Annotated in this window: 24 protein-coding genes; 7 read left to right on the top strand and 17 right to left on the bottom strand. The window is 69.5% G+C overall.

What is annotated here, in order from left to right:
- From accD to fabA, 9 genes are all read right to left on the bottom strand, one after another.
- Complete coding sequence (accD, locus tag DLJ53_RS23435; protein ID WP_111349695.1) at positions 1-984, bottom strand: acetyl-CoA carboxylase, carboxyltransferase subunit beta; 984 nt, start codon at positions 982-984, stop codon at positions 1-3.
- Positions 981-1,799 carry a tryptophan synthase subunit alpha gene (gene trpA / locus DLJ53_RS23440; RefSeq protein WP_404801182.1) on the bottom strand — a complete coding sequence of 273 codons (819 nt, stop codon included), beginning with the start codon at positions 1,797-1,799 and terminating at the stop codon, positions 981-983. The genes accD and trpA overlap by 4 nt, the downstream gene beginning before the upstream one ends.
- Positions 1,796-2,110: a hypothetical protein gene (locus tag DLJ53_RS23445; protein ID WP_111349699.1), complete on the bottom strand. Its 315-nt coding sequence runs from the start codon at positions 2,108-2,110 to the stop codon at positions 1,796-1,798. The genes trpA and DLJ53_RS23445 overlap by 4 nt, the downstream gene beginning before the upstream one ends.
- Positions 2,111-3,337: a tryptophan synthase subunit beta gene (gene trpB / locus DLJ53_RS23450; RefSeq protein WP_111349701.1), complete on the bottom strand. Its 1,227-nt coding sequence runs from the start codon at positions 3,335-3,337 to the stop codon at positions 2,111-2,113.
- Between the two features lie 101 nt (positions 3,338-3,438).
- The gene (locus DLJ53_RS23455; protein ID WP_146620071.1) at positions 3,439-4,539 is read right to left on the bottom strand and encodes a glycosyl transferase family 90; all 1,101 of its coding nucleotides are present in this window, start codon (positions 4,537-4,539) and stop codon (positions 3,439-3,441) included.
- 3 nt (positions 4,540-4,542) lie between these two features.
- Entirely contained in the window at positions 4,543-5,226 is a 684-nt protein-coding gene (locus DLJ53_RS23460) for a phosphoribosylanthranilate isomerase (protein ID WP_244935144.1), read from the bottom strand.
- Positions 5,223-6,074 (bottom strand): enoyl-ACP reductase FabI, encoded by an 852-nt coding sequence (fabI, locus tag DLJ53_RS23465; protein WP_211100669.1) that lies wholly within the window; start codon positions 6,072-6,074, stop codon positions 5,223-5,225. Before fabI ends, DLJ53_RS23460 begins: the two co-directional genes overlap by 4 nt.
- A gap of 13 nt (positions 6,075-6,087) precedes the next feature.
- Positions 6,088-7,308 carry a beta-ketoacyl-ACP synthase I gene (gene fabB, locus DLJ53_RS23470; RefSeq protein ID WP_111349707.1) on the bottom strand — a complete coding sequence of 407 codons (1,221 nt, stop codon included), beginning with the start codon at positions 7,306-7,308 and terminating at the stop codon, positions 6,088-6,090.
- Positions 7,309-7,336: 28 nt separating this feature from the next.
- Positions 7,337-7,864, bottom strand: coding sequence for a 3-hydroxyacyl-[acyl-carrier-protein] dehydratase FabA (gene fabA / locus DLJ53_RS23475; protein WP_111349708.1), 528 nt, complete (start codon positions 7,862-7,864; stop codon positions 7,337-7,339).
- 271 nt (positions 7,865-8,135) lie between these two features.
- Here fabA and irrA point away from each other — a divergent pair, with 271 nt between their 5' ends.
- Positions 8,136-8,567 (top strand): iron response transcriptional regulator IrrA, encoded by a 432-nt coding sequence (gene irrA, locus DLJ53_RS23480; protein WP_319005112.1) that lies wholly within the window; start codon positions 8,136-8,138, stop codon positions 8,565-8,567.
- 212 nt (positions 8,568-8,779) lie between these two features.
- On the opposite strand, the gene thpR is transcribed toward irrA, so the two are convergent.
- Positions 8,780-9,331, bottom strand: coding sequence for an RNA 2',3'-cyclic phosphodiesterase (gene thpR / locus DLJ53_RS23485; protein ID WP_111349710.1), 552 nt, complete (start codon positions 9,329-9,331; stop codon positions 8,780-8,782).
- 217 nt (positions 9,332-9,548) lie between these two features.
- Between thpR and uraH the strand changes: the two genes are divergently transcribed.
- The gene (gene uraH / locus DLJ53_RS23490) at positions 9,549-9,896 is read left to right on the top strand and encodes a hydroxyisourate hydrolase (protein WP_111349712.1); all 348 of its coding nucleotides are present in this window, start codon (positions 9,549-9,551) and stop codon (positions 9,894-9,896) included.
- Between the two features lie 27 nt (positions 9,897-9,923).
- Positions 9,924-11,330 carry a xanthine dehydrogenase small subunit gene (xdhA, locus tag DLJ53_RS23495; protein WP_111349714.1) on the top strand — a complete coding sequence of 469 codons (1,407 nt, stop codon included), beginning with the start codon at positions 9,924-9,926 and terminating at the stop codon, positions 11,328-11,330.
- 51 nt (positions 11,331-11,381) lie between these two features.
- On the opposite strand, the gene DLJ53_RS23500 is transcribed toward xdhA, so the two are convergent.
- Positions 11,382-12,092 carry a DUF2927 domain-containing protein gene (locus DLJ53_RS23500; protein WP_162409497.1) on the bottom strand — a complete coding sequence of 237 codons (711 nt, stop codon included), beginning with the start codon at positions 12,090-12,092 and terminating at the stop codon, positions 11,382-11,384.
- A 137-nt stretch (positions 12,093-12,229) separates the two neighbouring features.
- On the opposite strand from DLJ53_RS23500, the gene DLJ53_RS23505 reads away from it, so the two are divergent.
- Entirely contained in the window at positions 12,230-12,859 is a 630-nt protein-coding gene (locus DLJ53_RS23505; protein ID WP_111349718.1) for a DNA-3-methyladenine glycosylase I, read from the top strand.
- A 12-nt stretch (positions 12,860-12,871) separates the two neighbouring features.
- On the opposite strand, the gene ilvN is transcribed toward DLJ53_RS23505, so the two are convergent.
- The 3 genes from ilvN to DLJ53_RS23520 all read right to left on the bottom strand — a co-directional run bounded on the left by ilvN (position 12,872) and on the right by DLJ53_RS23520 (position 16,047).
- Positions 12,872-13,417 carry an acetolactate synthase small subunit gene (gene ilvN / locus DLJ53_RS23510; protein WP_111349720.1) on the bottom strand — a complete coding sequence of 182 codons (546 nt, stop codon included), beginning with the start codon at positions 13,415-13,417 and terminating at the stop codon, positions 12,872-12,874.
- Between the two features lie 523 nt (positions 13,418-13,940).
- The gene (locus DLJ53_RS23515; RefSeq protein WP_202913313.1) at positions 13,941-14,252 is read right to left on the bottom strand and encodes a DUF167 family protein; all 312 of its coding nucleotides are present in this window, start codon (positions 14,250-14,252) and stop codon (positions 13,941-13,943) included.
- A gap of 13 nt (positions 14,253-14,265) precedes the next feature.
- Positions 14,266-16,047 carry an acetolactate synthase 3 large subunit gene (locus tag DLJ53_RS23520; RefSeq protein WP_111349722.1) on the bottom strand — a complete coding sequence of 594 codons (1,782 nt, stop codon included), beginning with the start codon at positions 16,045-16,047 and terminating at the stop codon, positions 14,266-14,268.
- 384 nt (positions 16,048-16,431) lie between these two features.
- Between DLJ53_RS23520 and DLJ53_RS23525 the strand changes: the two genes are divergently transcribed.
- Positions 16,432-17,010, top strand: coding sequence for a cytochrome b (locus DLJ53_RS23525; RefSeq protein ID WP_111349724.1), 579 nt, complete (start codon positions 16,432-16,434; stop codon positions 17,008-17,010).
- Positions 17,011-17,034: 24 nt separating this feature from the next.
- On the opposite strand, the gene miaA is transcribed toward DLJ53_RS23525, so the two are convergent.
- Positions 17,035-17,964 (bottom strand): tRNA (adenosine(37)-N6)-dimethylallyltransferase MiaA, encoded by a 930-nt coding sequence (gene miaA / locus DLJ53_RS23530; protein ID WP_342353610.1) that lies wholly within the window; start codon positions 17,962-17,964, stop codon positions 17,035-17,037.
- On the opposite strand from miaA, the gene serB reads away from it, so the two are divergent.
- Both serB and DLJ53_RS23540 read left to right on the top strand, forming a co-directional pair.
- Entirely contained in the window at positions 17,951-18,829 is an 879-nt protein-coding gene (gene serB / locus DLJ53_RS23535; protein WP_111349960.1) for a phosphoserine phosphatase SerB, read from the top strand. The two genes, miaA and serB, sit on opposite strands and share 14 nt — an antisense overlap.
- Positions 18,830-19,274: 445 nt before the next feature.
- Positions 19,275-21,050, top strand: a complete 1,776-nt coding sequence (locus tag DLJ53_RS23540; RefSeq protein WP_111349962.1) for an ABC transporter ATP-binding protein — start codon at positions 19,275-19,277, stop codon at positions 21,048-21,050.
- 45 nt (positions 21,051-21,095) lie between these two features.
- On the opposite strand, the gene DLJ53_RS23545 is transcribed toward DLJ53_RS23540, so the two are convergent.
- Together DLJ53_RS23545 and DLJ53_RS23550 are read right to left on the bottom strand one after the other, a co-directional pair.
- The gene (locus DLJ53_RS23545) at positions 21,096-22,658 is read right to left on the bottom strand and encodes a calcium-binding protein (protein ID WP_111349727.1); all 1,563 of its coding nucleotides are present in this window, start codon (positions 22,656-22,658) and stop codon (positions 21,096-21,098) included.
- 231 nt (positions 22,659-22,889) lie between these two features.
- On the bottom strand, positions 22,890-23,645 hold the full coding sequence (locus tag DLJ53_RS23550; protein ID WP_111349729.1) for an alpha/beta hydrolase: 756 nt from the start codon (positions 23,643-23,645) through the stop codon (positions 22,890-22,892).
- Positions 23,646-23,703: the final 58 nt, after the last annotated feature.

A 23,703-nucleotide genomic window follows, 5' to 3' on the forward strand; every position in this document is an offset into this window, starting at 1 on the left:
TCAGGAGACGGCGGGTGCCGTCTCCTCGTCCGGGGTCTCCGGCGTCGTGGAGGCGACCTCGGCGGCGGCCTTCTGCGGTGCGGCCTCCGGCTCGGGAACGGCCTCGGGCGCCGGCAGCGCGCCGACGGCGAGGGCGGGACGGTGCAGCAGGACGCGCAGCAGGCGGCCGAGCGTCGACTTCATCTCGTGGCGGTGGACGACCATGTCGACCATGCCGTGGTCGTAGAGGTATTCGGCCCGCTGGAAGCCCTCGGGGAGCTTCTCGCGGATCGTCTGCTCGATCACGCGCGGGCCGGCGAAGCCGATGAGCGCGCCCGGCTCGGCGATGTGGACGTCGCCCAGCATCGCGTACGACGCGGTCACGCCGCCCGTGGTCGGATTGGTCAGGACGACGACGTACGGCAGCCCCGCCTCGCGCAGCGCGATGAGCGCGGCGGTGGTCCGCGGCATCTGCATCAGCGACAGGATCCCCTCCTGCATCCGCGCCCCGCCGGAGGCGGCGAAGAGGATGTAGGGGGTCTTGTTCGCAAGCGCGGTCTGCGCACCCATCACGATCGCCTCGCCCGCGGCCATGCCGAGCGAGCCGCCCATGAAGGCGAAGTCCTGAATGGCCACGGTGACCGGGATCGTCTCCAGCGTGCCCCTGGCGACCGTCACGGCGTCGTCGCGCCCGGTCTTGGCCCGGGCGTCGCGCAGGCGGTCCTGGTAGCGCCGCTCGTCACGGAACTTCAGCGGGTCGTGAGGGACGGTCGGCAGCGGCAGCAGCTCGTAGGCGCCGGCGTCGAAGATCGAGGCGAGGCGGTCCGGCAGCGGCATGCGCATGTGGAACCCGGACCCCGGAACGACCCAGCCGTTCTGCTCGAGGTCCCGGTGAAAGACCATCTCGCCCGTTTCCGGGCACTTGATCCAGAGGTTCTTCGGCGTGTCCCGCTTCGTCCAGAAGGACGAGATCTTGGGGCGGACGACGGACGAGATCCAGTTCATGCAGCAACCTTCCGGGCGTCCCTGACGCCTCTGGCGAGCGCGGCGACGAATGTCTTGGCCGCGGTGGCCGCCTCTCCGGGCGCGGCCTTCGCGATGGTGTCGACGATGGCCGAGCCGACCACGACGGCGTCCGCGACGCGGGCGATGGCGGCGGCCTGGTCGGGGGTCTTGACGCCGAAACCGACGGCGACCGGAAGATCCGTCGCGCCCTTCAGCCGCTCCACCGCGCGGTGGACGTCGACCGTGGCCGCGCTGGCGGTTCCCGTGATCCCGGCGATGGCGACGTAGTACAGGAATCCCGACGTGTTCGCCAGAACGGCCGGCAGGCGTGCGTCATCGGTGGTCGGCGTCGCGAGGCGGATGAAGTCGAGGCCGATGTTGCGCGCCGGAAGGCACAGCTCGTCGTCCTCCTCCGGCGGGAGGTCGACGACGATCAGCCCGTCCACGCCCGCCGTCTTCGCCTCTTCGAGGAAGGTGTCGACGCCGCGATGGTAGATCGGATTGTAGTAGCCCATCAGCACGATGGGCGTCGTGTCGTTCCTGGCGCGGAAGCGGCGCACCAGGTCGAGCGTCACGGTCATGGACCCGCCCGCCGCGAGGGCGCGCAGCGACGCGGCCTGGATCGCCGGGCCGTCGGCCATCGGGTCGGTGAACGGCATGCCGAGCTCGATCACGTCCGCCCCCGCCTCGGCGAGCGCGTCGAGGATCCGGGCGGAGCTCTCGATGTCCGGGTCGGCGGCCGTGACGAACGTCACCAGCCCCGCACGGCCTTCGCGCGAGAGCCCCTCGAAACACGCAGCGATGCGGCTCATCAGTGACCCCTGTGCTTGGTCTGGATCCCGAAGAGGGCGCCGATATCGGAATTGTGGGAGATGGCGAAGATCTCGATGCTCTCGAGCGCGTCCACGAACCAGCGGATCGTGCGCAGCCGCTCCACGTTCTGGTAGATCGACGACAGCGCGTCCTCGCCGGAGAAGACGAAGAACCGGCCGTGCCACCAGTCGCCGCCGTGGGTCAGCAGGATCTCGGCGATCTGCCGGTCGGCCCAGTTTTCCGGATCGACCTCGGTCGCAGGCATGGCGTGCTGAACCGTCGTCATGTCGAGCATGTAAACGAGAGCGTACAATTAATTGGCCTTCTGAGCGCGGGCGTCGATCGCGGCGGCGACGGTGTGAACGTCCTTGTCCCCGCGCCCGCACAGATTCATCAGGACGATTTGGTCACGACCCATCGTCGGTGCAACCTTTGCCACGTGCGCGAGCGCGTGCGACGGCTCGAGCGCCGGCAGGATGCCCTCCGTCCGGGCGAGGAGCTGGAACGCGGCCAGGGCCTCCTCGTCGTTGATCGGCACGTAGGAGACGCGGCCCGTCTCCTTCAGCCACGAGTGCTCCGGACCGATGCCGGGATAGTCGAGCCCGGCCGAGATCGAGTGGCCCTCGAGGATCTGCCCGTCGTCGTCCTGCAGGAGGTAGGTGCGGTTGCCGTGGAGGACGCCCGGCGCGCCCGCCGTCAGCGAGGCGCAGTGCTTGTCGCCGTCGAGCCCCTCCCCGCCGGCCTCGACGCCGGTGATCGCCACCGCCGCGTCGTCCAGGAACGGGTGGAACAGGCCGATGGCGTTGGAGCCGCCGCCGACCGCGGCCACCAGCAGGTCCGGCAGGCGGCCCGCCATCTCCAGGATCTGCGTGCGCGCCTCGTTGCCGATGACGGACTGGAAGTCACGCACCATCGCCGGGTACGGATGCGGCCCCGCGGCGGTGCCGATGAGGTAGTAGGTATTGTCGACGTTGGCGACCCAATCGCGCAGCGCCTCGTTCATCGCGTCCTTCAGCGTGCCGGCGCCCGCCTCCACCGGCACCACCTCGGCGCCCAGGAGGCGCATGCGGAACACGTTCGGCGCCTGCCGCTCGATGTCCTTGGCGCCCATGTAGACGACGCACGGCAGCCCGAAGCGGGCGCACACCGTGGCGGTCGCGACGCCGTGCTGGCCCGCGCCCGTCTCGGCGATGATCCGCGTCTTGCCCATGCGCTGGGCGAGCAGGATCTGGCCGATGCAGTTGTTGATCTTGTGGCTGCCGGTGTGGTTCAGCTCGTCGCGCTTCAGGTAGACGCGCGCGCCGCCCAGCTCGTCGCTGAGTCGCTCGGCGTAGTAGAGCGGCGACGGACGGCCGATGTAGTGGGTGCCCAGCGTCGACAGTTCCGCGGCGAAGGCCGTGTCGTTGCGCGCCTCGTCCCAGGACTTTTCGAGCTCCAGGATCAGCGGCATCAGGGTCTCGGCCACGAAGCGGCCACCGAAGATCCCGAAGCGACCTCGCTCGTCGGGACCATTGCGGAATGAATTGGGGCGTTCGCTCACCGTTCGGCCTCACGGAAATGTCGGAGAAGCGGCGGACAGTCGGTCGGCTCGCCGTCGGCCACTCAGCATGAAGGGTCAAGTGCGGTCAAGGCACTTGGGCGCTACTGCGGTACGGGCGCCGCCTTGTCCGGATCAAACCATCGCACGCGGCGGTGGTACTCGCGAACCACGCGGTCGAACAGCGACCGCTCGACATCGGGGTCGCGGAAGGCCTGCATGAAACGCTTGCCGTTCTCGGCGATCTCGCGACACGCCGCCGGATTGGCCTCGCACCATGCGAACACCTCGCCGAGATCGGACAGGTCGTATGCCACCTCGACGTAGTGCACGCCCGGGACGAGATAGCTTTCGCAGGCCCACGACTCGTTCCGGCAGCGCGGCATCAGGACGACGGAGTTGGACGCCAGGATCCACTTGAGGCCCGACGCCAGATCGTTGCCCTCGAGCACCAGGAGGTACTTGGCCTCGAGCTGCTCCTTCTGCGTGAGGCGCGGCTTCTTGCAGCGCTCAATCTCACCGTGCCGGGGTGTGAAGCCGACCTGCTGGAGCTGGACGATCCCCGAGAAGCCGAGATCGAGCGCCTCGTTCCGCGCGATCGCGTCCCAGTCGCGGTAGATGAAGTAGCGGCTTCCGTAGGGTTCTGCCCAGAACACGCCCGTCGTCGATCCGCGCCAGACCACACGGGACGCCTTCTCGTCGAACGGGATGTCGTTGGCGCCGACGTCGTCCACGGGCTTGAAATGCCGCTCGTCGTTCAGCGGCAGCAGGATCGAGCAGCCACCGCTGTCGACGCGGCGCGCCTTGTGGAAGGTCGGCGAGGTCGACGGCCGGAGGTCGTCGCCGATCACGAGCTGGAAGCGGCGGTTGATGCCGAGCCGGTGATGCGCCTCGATCAACGGGTCGAAGTATCGCTCCTTCAGACGCGCCTTGCTCGCCGGGTTGCGATGGAAGCTCTTGTTGGCGACGTAGTTGCTCGAACGGCGAAGTGAAAATTCGAACGGCTTCTGCGGGTTGGCAAGAAGCGCCGTATCCGGCGTGATGGGAAAGCGCTGCCCCGGCTCGTCGGCCAGCGGCGCGAGATAGAACGCGAGCCGCTCGTCGGCGGACAGGCTGAGCTTCGGTTGCGCGGCCGCGCGACCGACGCGCTCGGCGTCCCCGGCGCCGCCCTCTGGCATGGATCGTGACGCCGCAGTGTCGGACACGCCCTATCCCCTCGTGGCGACGGCCGCGACGAACGCCGCCATCTTCTCCGGATCCTTCAGCCGGTCGGTCTCGACCCCGGACGACACGTCGACCGCGTAGGGCCGGGCCGTCCGGAGTGCCGCCGCGACCGTCTCGGGCGTCAGGCCGCCGGAGAGCATGTAGAGGGTGTCCGGCGGCAGCGCGTCCAGCACCGACCAGTCGAAGCTGACGCCGTGACCGCCCGGGCGGTCGGCGTCCTTCGGCGGCTTGGCGTCGAGCACCAGCAGCGCGCCGTCATAGTCCGCCGCCGCGGCGAGGTCGGCCGCGGAGGCGACGCCGAGGGCCTTGGCCATCGGCCGCCCGTAGCGCTCCGCGAGCGCGCGCACGCGCTCCGGGCTCTCCTTGCCGTGGAGCTGCACCGCGTCGGGCCGGACGGTGCGCATCAGCGCGTCCAGCGTCGCGTCGTCCGCGTCGACGGTCAGGGCGACGGTCATCGCCCGCCCCCGCGCGCGGTCGGCGACCGCCGCCGCCTCCTCCAGCGGGAGGTGGCGCGGGCTGGGGGGAAAGTGGACGAGGCCGATCATGTCGGCACCCGCCGCGACCGCCGCGTCGGCGAGGTCGGGGCGGGTGATGCCGCAGATCTTGACCCGCGGACGCACCGCCGGCTTCGGCCAGCGCGGATCGATCCGCAGGCCGGCGGCGATCACGATCCCTCGGCCAGGATGCCGGGCGCCGTCGCCTCGACCTTCTCCTCGATGATCTCCCGGCGCTCCTCCGCCCGGAGCTCGTCGAGCTTGGGCATGGAGACGATGTTGTAGCCCGAATCCACATAGTGGATCTCGCCGGTCACGCCGGACGAGTAGTCGGACAGCAGGTACGCCGAGGACCGGCCGATCTCGTCGATGGTGACCGTGCGCTCCAGCGGCGAGTGCTTGCGCTGGTAGTTGAACATCAGCCGCGCATCGGTGACGCCGGCGCCCGCCAGGGTGCGCACGGGGCCCGCCGAGATCGCGTTGACGCGCACGCCGCCGCTGCCGAAATCCGCAGCGAGGTAGCGCACCGACGACTCAAGGGCCGCCTTCGCCACGCCCATGACGTTGTAGTTCGGCATGACCTTGACGGAGCCGCCGTAGGTCAGGGTCAGCATCGACCCGCCGTTGGTCATCAGGGCGGCCGCGCGCTTGGCCGACTCGGTGAACGAGAAGCACGAGATCACCATCGTGCGGGTGAAGTTCTCGCGCGTGGTGTCCGCGTAGAGGCCCTTCAGCTCGTTCTTGTCGGAGAAGGCGACGGCGTGGACGAAGAAGTCGATCGACCCCCAGGTCCTGCCGGCGGTCTCGAACAGGCGGTCGACGGAGGCGAGATCCTCCACGTCGCACTGCTCGAGGAACGCCGCCTCGACCTTGTCGGCCAGCGGGCGCACGCGGCGGCCGAACTGGTCGTTCTGGTAGGTCAGACCGATTTCCGCCCCCTCGGCGGCCAGCGTCTGCGTGATCCCCCACGCGATGGAGTGGTTGTTGGCAACGCCCATCACCACGCCGCGCTTGCCGGCCATGAGTCCCACGCGCTCACCCATCGTAGCGCGCCAGGACCAGTGAGGCGTTGGTACCGCCGAAACCGAAGCCGTTGGACAAGATCGTGTTCAGCTCTACGTTGTCGAGCCGCTCGCGTACGATCGGCACGTCCTCGAATGCGGGGTCCAGCTCGTCGATGTTGGCGGACGCGGCGATGAAGCCGGACCGCATCATGAGCAGCGAGTAGATGGCCTCGTGCACGCCGGCCGCGCCCTGGGCATGGCCGGAGAGCGACTTCGTCCCCGAGATCGGCGGGATGTCCTTGCCGAACACGGCGCGGATCGCCTCCACCTCCTTGAGGTCGCCGATCGGCGTCGCGGTGGCGTGCGGGTTGATGTAGTCGATCTTGCGGCCCCCGGCTTCCTTGATGGCCATGCGCATCGCCCGCTCGCCGCCCTCGCCCGACGGCGCGACCATGTCGTGGCCGTCCGACGTCGCGGCGTAGCCGACGATCTCGGCGATGATCGGCGCGCCGCGGGCCTTGGCGTGCTCCAGCTCCTCGAGGACGAGGACACCGCCGCCGCCGGCGATGACGAAGCCGTCACGGTTCTTGTCGAACGGACGCGAGGCGACCGCGGGCGTGTCGTTGTAGTGCGTCGACATGGCGCCCATGGCGTCGAACAGGACGGAGAGCGTCCAGTCGAGCTCCTCGCAGCCGCCGGCGAAGACGACGTCCTGCTTGCCGAGCGCGATCTGCTCGGCGGCGTGGCCGATGCAGATGTTGGTCGTCGCGCACGCCGCGGAGATCGAATAGTTGATCCCCTTGATCTTGAAGTGGGTCGACAGCGTCGCCGACGCGGTCGAACTCATCGCCTTGGGCACCGCGAACGGGCCGACCCGCTTGGGACCCTTGGCGCGCGCGATGTCGGCCGCTTCCACGATGGTGCGGGTCGACGGGCCGCCGGAGCCCATCACGATGCCGGTGCGCTCGTTGGAGACTTCGTACGGCTCCAGCCCGGACTCGCGGATCGCCTGATCCATGGCGACATGGTTCCAGGCGGTGCCGCCGCCGTGGAAGCGCATGGCACGGCGGTCGACCGACTCGGTCGGGTCCAGCGTGGGCGCGCCATGCACTTGGCAACGGAAACCGTGTTCAGCATAGGATTCGGCCCGGACGATGCCGGACCGGCCTTCCTGCAACGATGCGGTCACCTCTTGCGTCGACCCGCCGAGCGGCGAGACGATGCCCATTCCGGTGACGACGACGCGTCTCATAGTGCTCCTTTTGCGGGGCGCCGCCGACTTAGCTGCCGGCCGGTGCCGCCCCGTCCTTGAACAGACCGACCCTCAGATCCTCGGCCTTGTAGATGGCCTCGCCGTCCGCCTTCAACCAGCCGTCGCCGATCCCGAGCGTCAGCTTGGAACGCATGACGCGCTTCAAGTCGATACCGTACTCGATCAGCTTCACTTTCGGCGTGACCATGCCGGAGAATTTGACGCCGCCGACGGACAGCGCGCGACCGCGCCCCTGTCCCCCGACCCAGCCGAGGAAGAACCCCAGCATCTGCCACATCGCGTCGAGTCCGAGGCAGCCCGGCATCACCGGGTCGCCGCGGAAGTGACAGGCGAAGAACCACAGGTCCTCGCGCACTTCCAGCTCGGCGCGGATCGCGCCCTTGCCGTTCGCCCCGCCCTCGGCGGAGATATGGCTGATACGGTCGAACATCAGCATCGGCGGAAGCGGAAGCTGCGGATTTCCAGGACCAAACAACTCGCCCCGCCCGCAAGCGAGAAGATCCTCATATTCGAACCGCGACCTTGTCATCGTCATCGCCAAACGCTCGTTCTCCCGATCGGCCGCCAGCTCTTCACCTAAGACGCACAGGGCCCGGCTGCAAACCGCTGCCGGCCATGCAATTCTTTCACGGTGCCCGATATCGCCCAACTGGTCGGCAAGGCAAGCATTTCCAACCAAGCCCCTACATTGATCTCATACCGGCGAACAGCTATATCCGTTGGGGCGTGCGCAGTTCGTGTGCACGGTAATGGTTCTTCTGGGTTCTTGGGACGAGGCAATGGCAGTTTTCTTCTCGCGCGAAACGATGGACGGCGCGAAGGACGTGCGGTCTCCGGCCGTGGATATCCGCGACATGCTGAAGACCTCCGGTCTGCGGCCGACGCGTCAGCGCGTCGCGCTCGGCGACCTGTTGTTCGCCCGGGGCCACCGGCACATTTCGGCAGAAGGCCTGCATGAAGAGGCGATTACCGCCCGCGTCCCGGTGTCGCTGGCGACCGTCTACAACACGCTGCACCAGTTCACCGAGGTCGGCCTCCTGCGCGAAATCGCGGTCGACGGCACGAAGACCTACTTCGACACCAACACCGACGACCACCACCATTTCTTCGACGAGACGAACGGCGAAGTGACCGACATTCCGGGCGATTCGCTGTCCCTCGGCCGCCTGCCCGAGGCGCCGGAAGGCATGGAGATCTCGCGGGTCGACGTCGTGGTGCGGATCCGCCCGCGGCCCTGATCCGCGCGATCCATCCACAGAAACATCGAGGCTCCGGCATAGGGTCGCACCCCGCCGGGGCCTTTTTTTGTGTCCGCGTCGCTGCGCCGCGCCCCCGCACGGGCGCACGACCGGGACGGCAGGCCGCTCCCGTCGCCGCCGGGGCGGGGCCGGCCCTTCTCCTCACCCCCGCAAGGCGCGGCGGCACAGCCGCGCGAAAACTCCGGCGGGCGTCAGGCGGCGTGCGCCATCCCGAGCGGGTAGACGTCCTCGGTCACGTAAGGGCCGCCGCCGACGGACGAGCGGGACGACAGCAGCGCGAACGTCTCGGCCACGAACGGCGGCGCGGAGAAGCCGCCGCGCACCGTCAGCCAGTCCGCGACGTCCCGGGCGCTCGCGCCCTTGCAGCGCGCGATCGTCACATGCGGCGTAAAGCGGCGCGGCTCGGCGGGGAGGCCGATGCGCTGCAGCGCCCGCTCCTGATCCGCCTGCAGCTCCATCAGCTCCGGCGTCGGCTCGACCCGCGCCCAGACGGAATGGGGCTGCTTCTTGTTGCCGAACGAACCGAGGCCCGACAGCCGCACCGTCACCGGCGCCCGCCGGATCCGCGACAGGGCCGCCACAACCTCGTCCGCCGTCGGCTCGTCGATGTCGCCGATGAACCGCAGCGTGACGTGGTAGTTCTCGGGATCGATGAACCGGGCCCCGCGCAGACCGCCGCGAAGACCGGTCAGCCACATTCGAACATCCTCGGGAAGGGTGAGAGCGGTGAACAGGCGCGGCATGACGACCTCCGTTCATGCGACTGCCGGTGTTCGGCGCGACTCGCCGACCACTCGGCTGAAGGGATTGTCCGCGACTCGGCCTCGGATTGGCAAGTCCGCGAACCGTCGCGCACCGGGGCGTCGACGTCCCCGTCCATGCAAGATCCGGGCAAGAACTTCACGCTGGCCGGCCGCAGACCCTCAGTGTAGCCTTCCGCCGACGGCACCGGGGACAAGTATGGCAGGACGGCTCACCACGCACGTGCTCGACACCGTTCACGGCACGCCCGCCAGCGGCGTCGCGGTTACATTGTGCGACCAGGACGGCAACGAGATCGCCTCCGGAACCACCAACGCCGACGGCCGCCTCGACGGTCCGATCCTGGACGGCGACACCTTCCTGCCGGGTCGGTACACCCTGGAATTCGGCGCCGGAGACTACTTCCGCCGCGTCGGCCTCGACCTGCCGGAGCCGGCCTTCCTCGACGTCGTGGTGATCGCCTTCGGCATCGCCGACGCCAGCTCGCACTACCACGTCCCCCTCCTCATCTCCCCCTACTCGTATTCCACCTATCGCGGGTCCTGACCGGTGAGCGAAACGCCGCGCGAGGCGATGTCCGCCACCATCGACTTCACGCTCAACGGCGCGCCCCGCAGTGTCGCCGGCCTGCCGCCGACGACGACCCTCCTGGAATACCTGCGCGCCGCCGGCCTCACCGGCACCAAGGAGGGCTGCGCCGAGGGGGACTGCGGGACCTGCACCGTCGCCGTTCGCGACGCCGCCGGGACGCTGCGCGCGGTCAACGCCTGCATCATGCTGCTGCCGATGGCGCACGGGTGCGCGGTGACGACGGTCGAAGGGCTCGAGGATCACCCGATCCAGCGGGAGATGGCGGACCGCCATGCATCGCAGTGCGGCTTCTGCACGCCCGGCTTCGTGATGTCGCTGTGGGCCCGGGAGCCGGGCGAGCCGGCCGACAGGCAGGCGATCACCGACCGCCTCGCCGGCAACCTTTGCCGCTGCACCGGCTACGGCCCGATCATCGAGGCGGCGGAAGTCTCGGCCCCGGCCGCCGACGCCCTTCGGAGCGGCGAGACTGCCGCCCCGGCGCGCCCCGCCCCCGGCCTCGACTACGAGGCGGACGGCCGGCGCTACATCGCCCCCACCACCGAGGCGGCCTTCGCCGAGGCCGCCGCCAGCCACCCGGAGGCGACGATCCTCTCCGGCGCGACCGACGTCGGCCTGTGGGTCACCAAGCGCCTGTTCGACCCGCCGGCGATCATTTCCACCCGCAGCGTCGCCGGGCTCGACGCGATCGAGGAGCGCGGCGGGACGCTCGTCGTCGGCGCCGGGGCGCGCCTCTCGGCGTTCGCGCGGGCGATCGCCGGGACGGCGGGGATCGCCGAGCTGATGCGCCGCTTCGGCGGCCTCCAGGTGCGCAACGCCGGGACCGTGGGCGGCAACATCGCCAACGGCTCACCCATCGGCGACCTGCCGCCCGCGCTCATCGCCGCCGGCGCCACGCTCGAGCTCGGCCACCGGGACGGCGGCCGCACCCTGCCGCTCGAGGACTACTTCATCGCCTACGGCCGCCAGGATCGGCGGCCGGGGGAGTACGTGCGCGCCGTCCATGTCCCGCTGGCCGGTCTGGCGCAGCTCGCCTGCCACAAGGTCAGCAAGCGCTTCGATTCCGACATCACCGCCGTCCTCGGTGCCTTCGCGCTCACGCTGGACGGCGGGACCGTGCGGGACGTCCACCTCGCCTACGGCGGCATGGCGGCGATCCCGAAGCGCGCGGCCGCCGCCGAGGCCGCCCTCTCCGGCCGGCCCTACACGGCCGAAACCGTCGCCGCAGCGGCCGAGGCGCTCGCCGAGGACTTCTCGCCCATCTCCGACATGCGCGCCTCGTCGGCCTACCGCCTGACGGTCGCGCGCAATCTCCTGAAGCGGGATTTCATCGAACGGACCGACCCCGCGGTCGCAACCCGCCTCGCCCGCGCCGCGGACGTCGCCGCCTGACGCGGCGCGGCGTGGCCCGCCGGAACACGGCCCGGGGCCGCGGGGCGCGCCTCAGTGCGAGAGGCCGAGGTCCGCGAACACCAGCGGCAGTGTCTGGTGCGCCTCCGTGCCGGTCATGCCGGGACGGATCATCGGGTGGTAGAGGACGTTCATCAGCGCCTGGTCGAACTTCGTGAACTCGGCGTGCTGCGACTGGTCGTTGAAGACGCTCTCGGTGAGACTGTCGTCGTCGTTCATCGGCCCGAGGCCCTGCAGCACCTCCTCCACCAGGCAGCGGGGGAAGAGGAAGTCGTCGTCCGCGACGATCACCGCCGTCGACTGCTGGATGCGCCCGTTCATCGTCGTCACGCCGACGAGGCAGCGCGCGTTCATCGCGATGGAGTCGGCCTGAAGCTCGCTCGCCACCACGTCGGCGAAGTCCTGCGCCCGGACGAGGATGACGCGGAAGTTCGCCCGCGAGCGCTGGTTGACCACCGCCGCCTGGAGATGCCCGATGCGGCGCGGCAGGCGGTTCAGGAACCGCTGCGCCTCGAGCTGGCGGCCCGTGCCGGACCGGTCGTCGATGAAGAAACGGACGGGTCCGACGAACCGCTTCACCCGGTACGCGTCGGCGTGGCCGCCGTACTCCAGGCCGAAGACGGTGCGGAAGAAGGCATCCTTCAACGCCTCGGGATCGACCTCCTCGCCCGCGGCGGGGCCGCGGCCGACCGTCACGAAGGAGGCCAGGAGCGCGATACCGAGAAGTCTTAAGAATTTGTGCATGGAACCCATCCGATGCCGACGCCGTGATGGTGCTGCAACACCGGATGGGGCACAACCTCTTTGGTTAGCGAAAAGTAACTAAGGGTTAACCGCTTGCGGCATGGGTTCACACAGGCAGCGATTCGGCAGGGGTTCGCGTGAGTCTCGCCCCCGGCCTCATCGACCTGCCCGACGGACGGCCGCGCTGCTGGTGGCATCAGGGCCTGCCCGACTACGTCACCTACCATGACACCGAATGGGGCCGGCCGATCGCCGACGACACGCGCCTGTTCGAGAAGATCTGTCTCGAAGGCTTCCAGTCCGGCCTCTCTTGGCTGACGATCCTGCGCAAGCGGGAGAACTTCCGCGCCGCCTTCAGGGGCTTCGACATCGCCACCGTCGCCCGCTTCGACGAGGCGGACGTCGCCCGCCTCCTCGCCGATCCGGGAATCGTGCGGCACCGCGGGAAGATCGAGGCGGCGATCAGCAACGCGCGTTGCGCGGAGACAATGCTGGAGCGCGAGGGCTCCCTCGCCGCCTACATCTGGCGGCACGAGCCGGACAATGCCGACGCGCTGGACTACGAGACGGCCACCACCCGCACCATCCTGCCGGAGGCGGCGGCGCTGTCGAAGACGCTGCGCAAGGCCGGGTGGCGCTTCGTCGGGCCGACGACGGTGACGGCGATGTTCCAGGCGGCCGGCCTCGTCAACGACCACCTGGAGGGCTGCATCTGCCGCGAGGCGGTCTCGAAGGCGCGCGCCGAATTCGTCCGTCCGCGCGCCTGAGGCCCGCCGGCGTCAGGTCGGATCCGACCCGCGGGTGATCGCGGCGATCCCGGTGCGGGAGACCTCGACCAGCCCCACCGAGGCCATGAGCGCGATGAAGCGCTCGATCTCGGCCGTGGCGCCGGTGATCTCGAACACGAAGGAGGTCAGCGTCGCGTCGATGGTGCGCGCGTCGAACGCCTGCGCCAGGCGCAGCGCCTCGAGCCGCTGTTCGCCGCGCCCGGACACCTTTACGAGCGCCAGCTCCCGCTCCACCGCGTCGCGCATGTCGGCGGTGAGATCGGCGACGCGGTGGACCGGGACGAGCCGGGCGAGCTGGTTCTTGATCTGATCGATCACCATGGGCGTGCCCGTGGTGACGATGGTAATTCGCGACAGGCTGCGCTCGTGCTCGGTCTCGGAGACGGTGAGCGAGTCGATGTTGTAGCCGCGGCCGGAGAACAGGCCGATCACGCGGGCGAGGACACCGGGCTCGTTGTCCACGAGCACCGTGATGGTGTGCTTCTCCTTCGCCTCCTCGGGTCGCAATGCCGGCGCGATTCCGATGGGTTGGTTCATGTCTTCTTCCCTCTGGCCGCAGTTGTCCGCGGCTCTTCAAGCCAGTTGACCCGTGTGACGCCCTCGATCGAGCCACCGGAACGCGATCCGTCGGCCGTCCCCGATCGCGGGAGGCGGCGGCCAGGTCCGCAGTTTAGCAACGCGTGGCGAGGCTTTCCCGCGGAATCGGCCTCGCCCCAAGTCCTTCGGGGGCCTCGTCCCGCGACGAACGCCCCACCGTCCCGACACTTTCGATGGCGCGGCGCCGCCCCGGACACGGCCGCCCGCCCCGCGGTTCGTGGAACCCCGCCGCGATCGCGGAAGTTCTGCGAACAAACCTCAGGGAGGATCGCATCGTGTTTCGCACGATCACGTTCGGCGGCGCGATAGCACTACTCGCTCTCACAACCGCCGGAGCGCACACCGGGAACAGGACCGACGCCACCGCGGCACGATCCGGCGAGCGGAGCGGCCGCGTAGGCGGCGCGGGACCGAACGCCGGCACCGACCCGTCGCGACCGCAGCGGCGGGACCGGCCGGCGGGTCACCGCCCGCCGAACGCGGACAGCACCGCGTCGGGCGGGCAGTCGACGTAGAGGCGCTTCTGCCGCGAGGTGGTGCCGGCGACGATCCTGGCGCCGCTCTTGGCGATGCCGAGCGCCTTCGCGACGGTCGCCGCCACCGCGACGTTCGCCGCCCCCTTGTCGGGCACGGCGCGCACGCGCACGGCCAGCCACTCGGCCCCGTCCCCCATCCGCACGACGCCGTCGACGCCGTCGGCCGACGCGCGCGGCGTGACGCGGACGGCGATCACCGTCCCCTCCCCGTCCGCGCGCAGCCAGCCGGCCTCGCTCACACGTCCGCTCCGGTCAGACCAGCGCCCGGCCGACGTCCTCCAGCGCGTCCTCGACCTCCTCGACCTCGACGTCGTCGCGCGAGGCCAGCAGGATCTCGTTGTGCGCCTTGCCCGAGGGGATCATCGGGAAGCAGTTGGTAAGGTTCGCCACGCGGCAATCCATCAGCACCGGACCCGGGTGGGCGATCATCTCGGCGATCGCGTCATCGAGCTCGGCCGGGTCCTGCACCGCCATGCCCTTCCAGCCGTACGCCTTCGCCAGCATCTCGAAGTCCGGCAGCGCGTCGGAGTAGGAGTGCGACAGGCGGTTGCCGTGGTTGAGCTGCTGCCACTGGCGCACCATGCCCATGTGCTGGTTGTTCAGGATGAACACCTTCACCGGCAGGTCGTACTGCGTCGCCGTGCCCAGCTCCTGGATGTTCATCTGGACCGACGCGTCGCCGACGATCGACAGCACCAGCGAACCGGGATGCGCGATCTGCGCGCCGATCGCCGCCGGCAGGCCGTAGCCCATGGTGCCGAGGCCGCCGGAGGTCATCCAGCGGTTCGGCTTGTCGAAGCCGTAGAACTGCGCCGCCCACATCTGGTGCTGGCCGACGTCGGTGGTGACGTAGGTGTCCTTGTCCTTCGTCAGCTCGAAGAGGCGCTCGATCGCCTCCTGCGGCATGATCACGTCGGCGCGCGTCTCGTAGGCGAGCGACTTCTTCGCGCGCCAGGTGTTGATGTCGGCCCACCAGTCCTTCAGCCGCGACTTGTCGTGCAGGCCCGTCTCGGACCACACGCGGACCATGTCCTCCAGCGCGTGCGCGGCGTCGCCGATGATCGGCAGGTCCACCTTGACGTTCTTGTTGATCGACGAGGGATCGATGTCGATGTGGATCTTGCGGCTGCCGGGCGAGAAGGCGTCGATGCGGCCGGTGATGCGGTCGTCGAAGCGCGCGCCGATGCAGATCATCAGATCGCACCCGTGCATCGCGAGGTTCGCCTCGTAGGTGCCGTGCATGCCCAGCATGCCCAGCCACTGCGGGTGGCTCGCCGGCATGGCGCCGAGGCCCATCAGCGTGGAGGTGACGGGGAAGCCGGTCATGTCCGCCAGCTCGCGCAACAGGTGCGAGGCCGCGGGGCCGGAATTGATGAGGCCGCCGCCGGTGTAGAAGACCGGCCGGCTCGCCGCCTTCATCAGCGCCACGGCCTGGCGGATGCCGACCATCTCCGGCCGCACCTTCGGCTGGTACGTCTTGTGGCTGGCGGCGCGCGGCGGGTTGTACGGCCCGGTCGCGATCTGCACGTCCTTCGGGATGTCGATGACGACGGGACCCGGACGGCCAGAGGTCGCGACGTAGAAGGCCTCGGACAGGATGCGCGGCAGGTCCTCGACGCGGCGGACCAGGTAGTTGTGCTTGGTACACGGGCGGGTGATGCCGACCGTGTCGCACTCCTGGAAGGCGTCGGAGCCGATGAGGTGCGTCGGCACCTGGCCGGTGATGCACACCATGGGAATGGAATCGAGCATCGCGTCGGTGAGCGCGGTGACGACGTTGGTGGCGCCCGGACCGGACGTCACGAGCACGACGCCGGGCCGACCGGTCGAGCGGGCATAGCCCTCGGCCATGTGGCCGGCGCCCTGCTCGTGACGCACCAGGATGTGACGGACGTCTTCCTGCTGGAAGATCTCGTCGTAGATCGGCAGGACCGCGCCGCCGGGATAGCCGAAGATCGTGTCGACGCCGTGGTCCTTCAGCGCCTCGATCACCATTTGCGCACCGCTCATGCGGCCTGAGTTGCGCTCGTCCATTCTTAGTCTCTCCGCTCCGCCGTGCCGGCGTACCGCCTGACGGTCCAAAGGGCCCGCTCAGGTCCGGTGGAGAGCGGGCATGAAAAAAGGCCCCGTGAGGGACCTTGAACCGCGCACCACCGTTCCCGAGCCCTGGTCAGACTCTGGTGGTGCGCCCCGCTACGATAAGGATGAGGGTCGTGCCCATGCCGTTCCTCGTTGATCGTGGGCGTTGCCTTATCACGCGCCAGAGTGCCGCGCAATGCTGCTTTGCCGATTGGCGGGCGAAGCCGGAAGGCCCCGCGCCAGCCCCGCCCCGCGGCGCATGGCTGACCTGATCGTCGCACCGTGATCGTCCGTGCCGGAAGCGGATTACCTTTCAACGAGTTGAAAGAGGATCCCCCTGTGAGCGCCGAGACCATCGCGGAACGCCGACCCTTCGTCTTCGACAGCCCGGACGGCTTCGGAATTGTCTCGCGCGCACTGCACTGGGGGATGGCCGCGCTGTTCGCCTGGCAGTTCACCAGCGCGGCCTTGCGGGCGCTGGCGCCGGATTCGGCCGCCCGGACCTTCTTCTGGGCATACCACGTCGACATCGGCGCGACGATTTTCGTCCTCGCGATCGCGCGCGGCCTCTGGGGCCTCCTCAACGCGCCCCATCGGCCGGCGGAGGGCGACTCCACGTTCGAGCGGATCGCCGCCCAGTTCGGACAGCTCGCGCTCCATGCGCTGATGATCGTGGTGCCGCTGCTCGCCATCCTGCGCTCCATCGGCAACGACCGCGCCTTCACGGTGTGGGGCGTCGAGCTGGTGGCGGCGGGCGGCGAGAAGAACGCGGCGCTGGTCGCGGCCGGCAACGCCGCGCACGGCCTCCTCGGCTGGGCGCTGGCGCTGCTGATCGCCGGGCACATCGTGATGGCGCTGTTCCATCACCTCGTCAGGCGCGACGCCACGCTGGCTCGCATGCTCGGCGGCCCGCGCTAGACCCGGGCGGCGCCGCCGACGCGTCTAGGTGGAGGCCGGTCCAACGGGGCCGACGGCGAGGTCCGGCACCTCCCCCGGCGCCAGGCGGTGCCAGTCGGCGAAGCGGTGGCGGAACCACGTCTCCTGCCGCTTTGCGTACTGGCGGGTCCGGTTGACGGCGTCGGCGACCGCTTCCTCGCGCTGGACGAGCCCCATCGCGTGGGCGGAGAGCTGGGCGACGCCGATCGCCTTCATCGCGGGCAGCGCCGGGTCGAGGCGCCGCGCGGTAAGTGCCACCGCCTCCTCGACCGCGCCCTCGTCCATCATCGCGTCGAATCGGTCGGCGATGCGCTGGCGCAACAGATCGCGCGCCGGCGCAACGACGAAGCGGGCGACACCCGGCCCCGGCGGCAGGACCGGCGGCGTCCGCTCCTCCTGCCAGTCGGTGAGCGATCGTCCGGTCGCGTCCACCACCTCGAGCGCGCGCACGATGCGCTGCGGGTCCGACGGGCGGAGCCGCGCGGCGGTCGCCGGATCGCGCGCGGCAAGGACCCCGTGCAGCGCCTCCGGCGTCTCCGCGGCCTGCGCCTCCCGCCAGCGGCGGCGCACCGCCTCGGGGATCTCCGGCATCGGCGACAGCCCGGTGGTGAGCGCGGCGAGGTAGAGGCCCGTGCCGCCGACGATGATGGGCACCCTCCCCTCGGCGCGGGCCGCCGCGATCGCCGCCCCGGCCTCGCCGAGCCAGCGGGCAACGGAGGTCGCCTCGGCGGCATCGACGTGGCCGTAGAGCCGGTGGGGGACGCGCGCCTCGTCCTCGGCGCCCGGCCGGGCGGTGAGGACGCGCAGGTCGCGGTAGACCTGCATCGAATCGGCATTGATGATCGTGCCGCCGAGCCGGTCTGCAATGGTGAGGGCCAGATGAGACTTGCCGGACGCCGTCGGACCGGCGATGAGGACGGCCATGATAGTCGTCACACTCGTCGCCCCCGGTCCCCTTTCGCCTCAACTCGTCGCGTCGCTGGTCGGCACGCTCGGCGCCCACCGGGCCGACCGCGTCGACGAGCAGGCCACCGACATCTATGTCGAAGGCGACCGCAGGGCGATCCGCGAGACGGTCTTTACCCACATCCACGACGCGCCGGTGGATGCGATCGTGCAGCCGGCGCGGACGCGGCGCAAGCGCCTCCTCATCTCCGACATGGACTCCACGCTGATCGGCCAGGAGTGCATCGACGAGCTGGCCGCCGTGCACGACCTGAAGCCTCGGGTGGCCGCGATCACCGAGCGCGCCATGCGCGGCGAGCTCGCCTTCGCCGACGCGCTGATCGAGCGGGTGAAGCTCCTGACGGGGATCCCCGAGTCCTCGATCGAGACCCTCCTCGACACCGTGATCACGCCCTCGCCGGGCGCGGCCGAGATGATCGCCGTCGCCAAACGGAACGGGATCCGCACGGTGCTGGTATCAGGCGGTTTCATGCACTTCGCCGAGCCCGTGGCCGAGCGGCTCGGGATCGACGCGGCGTTCGCCAACCGCCTGATCGCGGCGGACGGCATACTGACGGGAGCCGTCGCCCAGCCGATCCTGGGCGCCGACGAGAAGAAGGTGCGCCTCCTCACCGAATGCGAGGCGCTCGGCATCACGCCCGAGGACGCAATCGCGCTCGGCGACGGGGCCAACGATCTCGCCATGGTGGAAACGGCGGGACTGGGCATCGCATACCGGCCGAAGCCGATCCTGGCAGCCGCGGCGGACGGGGTGCTGCGGCACTGCGATCTCACGGCGGCACTCTACGCCATGGGTATCGCACCGAATACGGAAAGTTCAGTATCCAGTGTTTAGAGAAGTCCGAAACAAACTGCGATGACGAATGCCATCGCGGCGGTCATAGACAGGATGCCAGTGCTGCGGCTGGAAAGAGCCAGTGCAAGAAGCTTCGACATGTCCACTCCCCAAGTGCTCTTCGTGACATTCTTTTGATCGTGGGCCGCAAAGATAGGCAGGGGTGCCTAACCTTGCAACAGGAAAGTGACACCACTGGCTCATCCAGAGGTTCCGCCTGGGGTTTTCCCCACCGGGCCCCCTTGCCCCGCGGCCCAGCGCGACGCACAGAGTGCGGCTCTGCCTCGGTCTTCGCCCCGGTGTTTCCGATTCGACGCCTCCGACGCTCACACCACGCCGACGCTCCGGCCCGACCGACCGGCGTCCATGCTTCGCTCCGGAGCAGCTCGGCCCCAAAACCTGACGGATCCGCTCGGCCATGAACAAACCACAGCGCATCGAGACGATGAAGGGGACGGCACCGGCCGTGTCCGCGAGCGCCGTGCCGCCCCGCAACTGGCCGCTGGCCGTCAGGCTGTGGAACGACCACATCCGCGAGCATCGCAGCAAGATCCTGCTGTCGCTGGTGGCAGTCGCCTTCGTCGCGGCCAGCACCAGCCTCTACCCGGTGCTCATAAACTGGGCATTCCAGGCCCTCAGCGAACGCAGCTCCTGGGCCATCTCGACCCTGCCGTGGCTGGTTCTCGTCGCCGCCGGCGTCCGTGGCATGGCCACCTATGCCCAGGTGGCGCTCACCCAGCAGGCGGTGACGCAGATCGAAGCCGATATGCAAAAGCGCCTCTACCGCACGCTGGTGGAGGCCGACCTCACTTCGATCACCGCCCACACCCCGGCCGCCTGGACGCAGCGCTTCACGACCGACCTCGTCTTCGTGCGCAGCGCGCTGACGCGGCTCGTCAACATCCTGGTGCGGGAGGGGCTGACCGTCGTCGCCCTCTTCGCCACCATGTTCTACCTCGACTGGATGCTGACGCTGATCGCGGTGACGATCGTGCCGTTCGCGCTGATCCCGGTGAGCCGGATCGGCAAGCGCCTGCGCCGCGTCTCGCGCCGCACGCAGGAGCGGACGGGCGACATGGCGAGCCTGACGTCCGAGACCTTCAGCGCCGCGCGCGTCGTGAAGACCTACCGCCTCGAGGACTATCTCAGCGAGCAGGCGGACAACTCCTTCGAGATGCTCAAGCGGCTCCGCTACAAGTCGATGATCCAGAAGGGCCGCGTCGACCCGCTGATGGAATGTGTCGGCGGCGTCGCCGTCGCGCTGGTGCTCGGCTTCGTGGGCTGGCGCATCATGTCCGGCCAGTCGACCGTGGGCGAGTTCTCGGGCTTCCTCGGCGCGCTCCTCATCGCGGCGCAGCCGATGCGCGCGCTCGGCAACCTCGCGACCATCGTGCAGGAGGGCTTCGCCGCGCTCCACCGCTACTACGCCGTTATCGACGAGCCGGTGACCGTCACGGACCATCCCGGCGCGAAACCGGCGAGCTTCGGCGCCGACACGGTCAGCATCGAGAGCGTCAGCTTCAGCTACGGCGACAGCGCCCCCGCCCTCTTCGACGTCTCGTTCGAGGCGCAGGCCGGCGAGACGACCGCCATCGTCGGGCGCAGCGGCGCCGGCAAGTCCACCGTCTTCAACCTCATCCCCCGGCTCTACGACCCGTCGTCCGGGCGGGTGGTGATCGGCGGGGAGGACATCGCCGGGGTGACGCTCGCCTCGCTGCGCGAGCGCATCGCGATCGTCTCGCAGGACGTCGTCATCTTCAACGACACCGTCGGCGCCAACATCGCGCTCGGCCGGCCGGGGGCGACGGCGACCGAGATCGAGGACGCGGCGCGGCTCGCCGGCGCGCACGACTTCATCATGCGCGACCCGCTCGGCTACGACGCGCCGGCCGGCGACCGCGGCTCGAACTACTCCGGCGGCGAGCGCCAGCGCATCGCCCTGGCGCGCGCCTTCCTGAAGGACGCGCCGATCCTCCTCCTCGACGAGGCGACGTCGGCGCTCGACGCGGAGTCCGAGCAGATCGTGCGCGAGGCGCTCGCCCGCCTCACCAGGGGGCGGACGACGCTCGTCATCGCCCACCGCCTCGCGACCGTGCGCGCGGCGGAGAAGATCGTCGTGCTCGATGGCGGGCGCGTCGCCGAGATCGGCACCCACGACGCGCTCGTCGCGGCGGGCGGGCTCTATGCCCGCTTCCACCGCCTGCAGCTCCAGGCCGACTGACGCACGGCCCGGCGGCCGGCACCACCGGCACCGGCCGCCACGGCATCAGATGATGTCGTAGCCGATGACGAGTTCGCGCGTGTTGATCCCCTCGACGATGAGGAAGGTGTCGCCGTTGTAGCGGATCTCGTCGCCCACGAAGGACAGGCGCCAGCTCTCCGGGGACACGTCCGTCAGATAGATGACGTCCTCGTCGAAGTAGAAGTCGGTGATGACGGTGACGCCCTCGTCGCGCGCGCCGACGTCGAACTCGTCGTAGCCGTAGCCGCCGGTCAGCGTGTCGTAGCCGCTGCCCGCGACGACGATGTCGTCGCCGTTGCCGCCGGCTACCCAGTCGTCGCCGCTCTCGCCGTCGACATAGTCGTGGCCGTTGCCACCGCGGATGATGTCGTCGCCGTTCCAGCCGTAGACCGAGTCGTTGCCGGCGCCGCCGCCCAGCGTGTCGTTGCCGTTGCCGCCGTCCACGTAGTCGGCACCCGAACCGCCGATCAGCGAGTCGTCGCCCGCGGCGCCCAGGAGGTCGTCGTCGCCGTCGTCGCCGAAGGCGGTGTCGTTGCCCTGGCCGAGGGCGATGTAGTCATTGCCGGTGCCGCCGCCGCCGAAGTCGTCGCCGTTGGCGCCGCGGATGACATCGTCGCCGGCCTCGCCTTCCATGCTGTCGTTGCCGGCAGCACCCAGCAGCTCGTCGTCGCCGTCGCCGCCGAACAGCGTGTCGTTGCCGTTGCGGCCGACCACGAGGTCGTCGCCCTTGCCGCCGTCGACGACGTCGTCGCCCCGCCCGCCGTCCACGGTGTCGTTGTCGAGCCGGCCCTGGATCGTGTCGTTGCCGGAGCCGCCGTAGAGCGCATCCTCGCCGGTGAAGCCGGTGATGCTGTCGTGGCCGTTGTTGCCGAGGATCAGGTTGTCGTCGCTGTCGCCGAACAGCAGGTCGTTGCCCGGGCCGCCGGAGACGTCGGCGAGGCCGATGGTGTTGCTGATGAAGGAGATCGGCCCGGCGCCGCTGGCGCTGGCACTGGCGGCGAGCGCGTCGCCGCTGGCGGCGGTGTTGTCGCTGAGGTTGCTGTCGGTGATCGTCGCGGTGCTGCCGTCGGCGACGAAGACCGCCCCGCCGGCGATCACCGCGTCGTTCGCGATGAAGAGGGAGTCGCGCACCGTGAGGCTCGCGCCGCGCGAGAAGATCGCGCCGCCGAGGCCGTCGCCCGAGCTGCTCGTGCCCGTCGCGCGGTTGCCGGTGAAGGTCATGTCCTCGAACGTGAGGGCGCCGCCGACGTGGCGGACGGCGCCGCCGTTGCGGTTCACCGCGAGGCCGCCGTCGAAGACCATCGACGACATCTCGACGTCGCCCGCCGTGACGTTGAAGAGGCGGCTGCGGATCGAGGTGGTGATCGTCATCTCGTCGGCGCCGCCGATGATGTCGACCGAATCGCTGATCGCGATCTGACCCAGGTCCAGCGAGATCGTCTGCCCGGCGATCGTGTTGCTGAATGTGATGGTGTCCGCGCCGGCATTCGCGTTGGCGAGCTCGACGGCTTCGCGCAGGGACAGGTCGGCGGGGGAAACATTTCCGTCGGACTCGTCGTTGACGGTCGTGACGACATATGTGGCCATCTCAGTAGTCTCCCTAAAGGACGTTTCGTTTAATTGTGCGGGTCGTGATTATGGGTGTACGAAATAACACTCCTCCGGGTTGCAGGGTAATTCGTGATGATCCGAAGTCGCGGCAGAGGGCCATTTTCGGCCTTGTGACCGGACATCGTCCCGCCTCTGCAGCGTGTCTTTCCGAACGTTGCCGGCGCGGCTTCGATTGGGAAAAACAATGCGTTTCACCTTGATTTTTGGTTATCCGACCATGCCCTCGACTGCGGCGATAAGGCGCACCAGATCCTCCTCCCGCGACAGGCGGTGGTCGCCGTCCTTGATCAGCGTGACGACGACGTCGTCGTGGGCGAGGCGGTCGACGAGCTGAAGCGCGTGCCGGTACGGCACGTCCGGGTCGCGCACGCCCTGCAGGATGTGCACCGGGCACCCGGTCTCGATCGGCGCGTCGGTGTAGAGGAGGTGCTGCCGCCCGTCCTCGAAGAGCCGCCGCGTCACCGGGGTCGGGTCGCCGTACTCGGACGGAAGGTGGAGGATCCCCTCGCGCAGCAACGTCTCCTTCTGCTCGTCGCCGAGGGCCGGCCACATCAGCCGCTCGGTGAAGTCGGCGGCCGGGGCGAGAAGGACGAGGCCGGCGAGCGGGTTGCCGGCCGCGCGGCGGATCCGGGCGAGGAGCAGGGCGATCCACCCGCCCATGGAGGAGCCGACGGCCACCGTCGGCCCGGGGCAGAACTCGTCGGCGACACGCTGCGCATCGGCGAGCCAGTCCGACAGCGCGTAGTTCTCGAACGTGCCGCTCGAGGCGCCGTGGCCGCGATAGTCGAACCGCACCACGCGCCGGCCGGTGGCCCTCCCCCACTCGGCGAGGCGCACGGCCTTGCCGCCGGTCATGTCGGACCGGAAGCCGCTCAGCCACAGAAAGGTGGGGCCATCGCCTTCGGTGATCTCCACGGCGAGCTCGTCGGCGCCCATTGAGATCCGGGTTGCCTTGTCCATCATGCGTAGGAGCTTCTTTGCTAAGAGAGAACGGAGGCGGCCATTGTACGGCCGCCACGAC

This window comes from Acuticoccus sediminis, from assembly GCF_003258595.1.
In the GTDB taxonomy this organism is placed as follows: Bacteria; Pseudomonadota; Alphaproteobacteria; order Rhizobiales; family Amorphaceae; genus Acuticoccus; species Acuticoccus sediminis.

What these genes read in the sequence shown, in the direction of transcription:
- accD (WP_111349695.1), bottom strand. Translation starts at nt 984, where the DNA reads ATGAACTGGATCTCGTCCGTCGTCCGCCCCAAGATCTCGTCCTTCTGG.
- fabI (WP_211100669.1), bottom strand. Translation starts at nt 6,074, where the DNA reads ATGGCCGGCAAGCGCGGCGTGGTGATGGGCGTTGCCAACAACCACTCC.
- fabB (WP_111349707.1), bottom strand. Translation starts at nt 7,308, where the DNA reads ATGAGACGCGTCGTCGTCACCGGAATGGGCATCGTCTCGCCGCTCGGC.
- fabA (WP_111349708.1), bottom strand. Translation starts at nt 7,864, where the DNA reads ATGACGATGACAAGGTCGCGGTTCGAATATGAGGATCTTCTCGCTTGC.
- irrA (WP_319005112.1), top strand. Translation starts at nt 8,136, where the DNA reads ATGGACGGCGCGAAGGACGTGCGGTCTCCGGCCGTGGATATCCGCGAC.
- thpR (WP_111349710.1), bottom strand. Translation starts at nt 9,331, where the DNA reads ATGCCGCGCCTGTTCACCGCTCTCACCCTTCCCGAGGATGTTCGAATG.
- uraH (WP_111349712.1), top strand. Translation starts at nt 9,549, where the DNA reads ATGGCAGGACGGCTCACCACGCACGTGCTCGACACCGTTCACGGCACG.
- xdhA (WP_111349714.1), top strand. Translation starts at nt 9,924, where the DNA reads ATGTCCGCCACCATCGACTTCACGCTCAACGGCGCGCCCCGCAGTGTC.
- DLJ53_RS23500 (WP_162409497.1), bottom strand. Translation starts at nt 12,092, where the DNA reads ATGCACAAATTCTTAAGACTTCTCGGTATCGCGCTCCTGGCCTCCTTC.
- ilvN (WP_111349720.1), bottom strand. Translation starts at nt 13,417, where the DNA reads ATGAACCAACCCATCGGAATCGCGCCGGCATTGCGACCCGAGGAGGCG.
- DLJ53_RS23520 (WP_111349722.1), bottom strand. Translation starts at nt 16,047, where the DNA reads ATGGACGAGCGCAACTCAGGCCGCATGAGCGGTGCGCAAATGGTGATC.
- serB (WP_111349960.1), top strand. Translation starts at nt 17,951, where the DNA reads ATGATAGTCGTCACACTCGTCGCCCCCGGTCCCCTTTCGCCTCAACTC.
- DLJ53_RS23540 (WP_111349962.1), top strand. Translation starts at nt 19,275, where the DNA reads ATGAAGGGGACGGCACCGGCCGTGTCCGCGAGCGCCGTGCCGCCCCGC.
- DLJ53_RS23545 (WP_111349727.1), bottom strand. Translation starts at nt 22,658, where the DNA reads ATGGCCACATATGTCGTCACGACCGTCAACGACGAGTCCGACGGAAAT.
- DLJ53_RS23550 (WP_111349729.1), bottom strand. Translation starts at nt 23,645, where the DNA reads ATGATGGACAAGGCAACCCGGATCTCAATGGGCGCCGACGAGCTCGCC.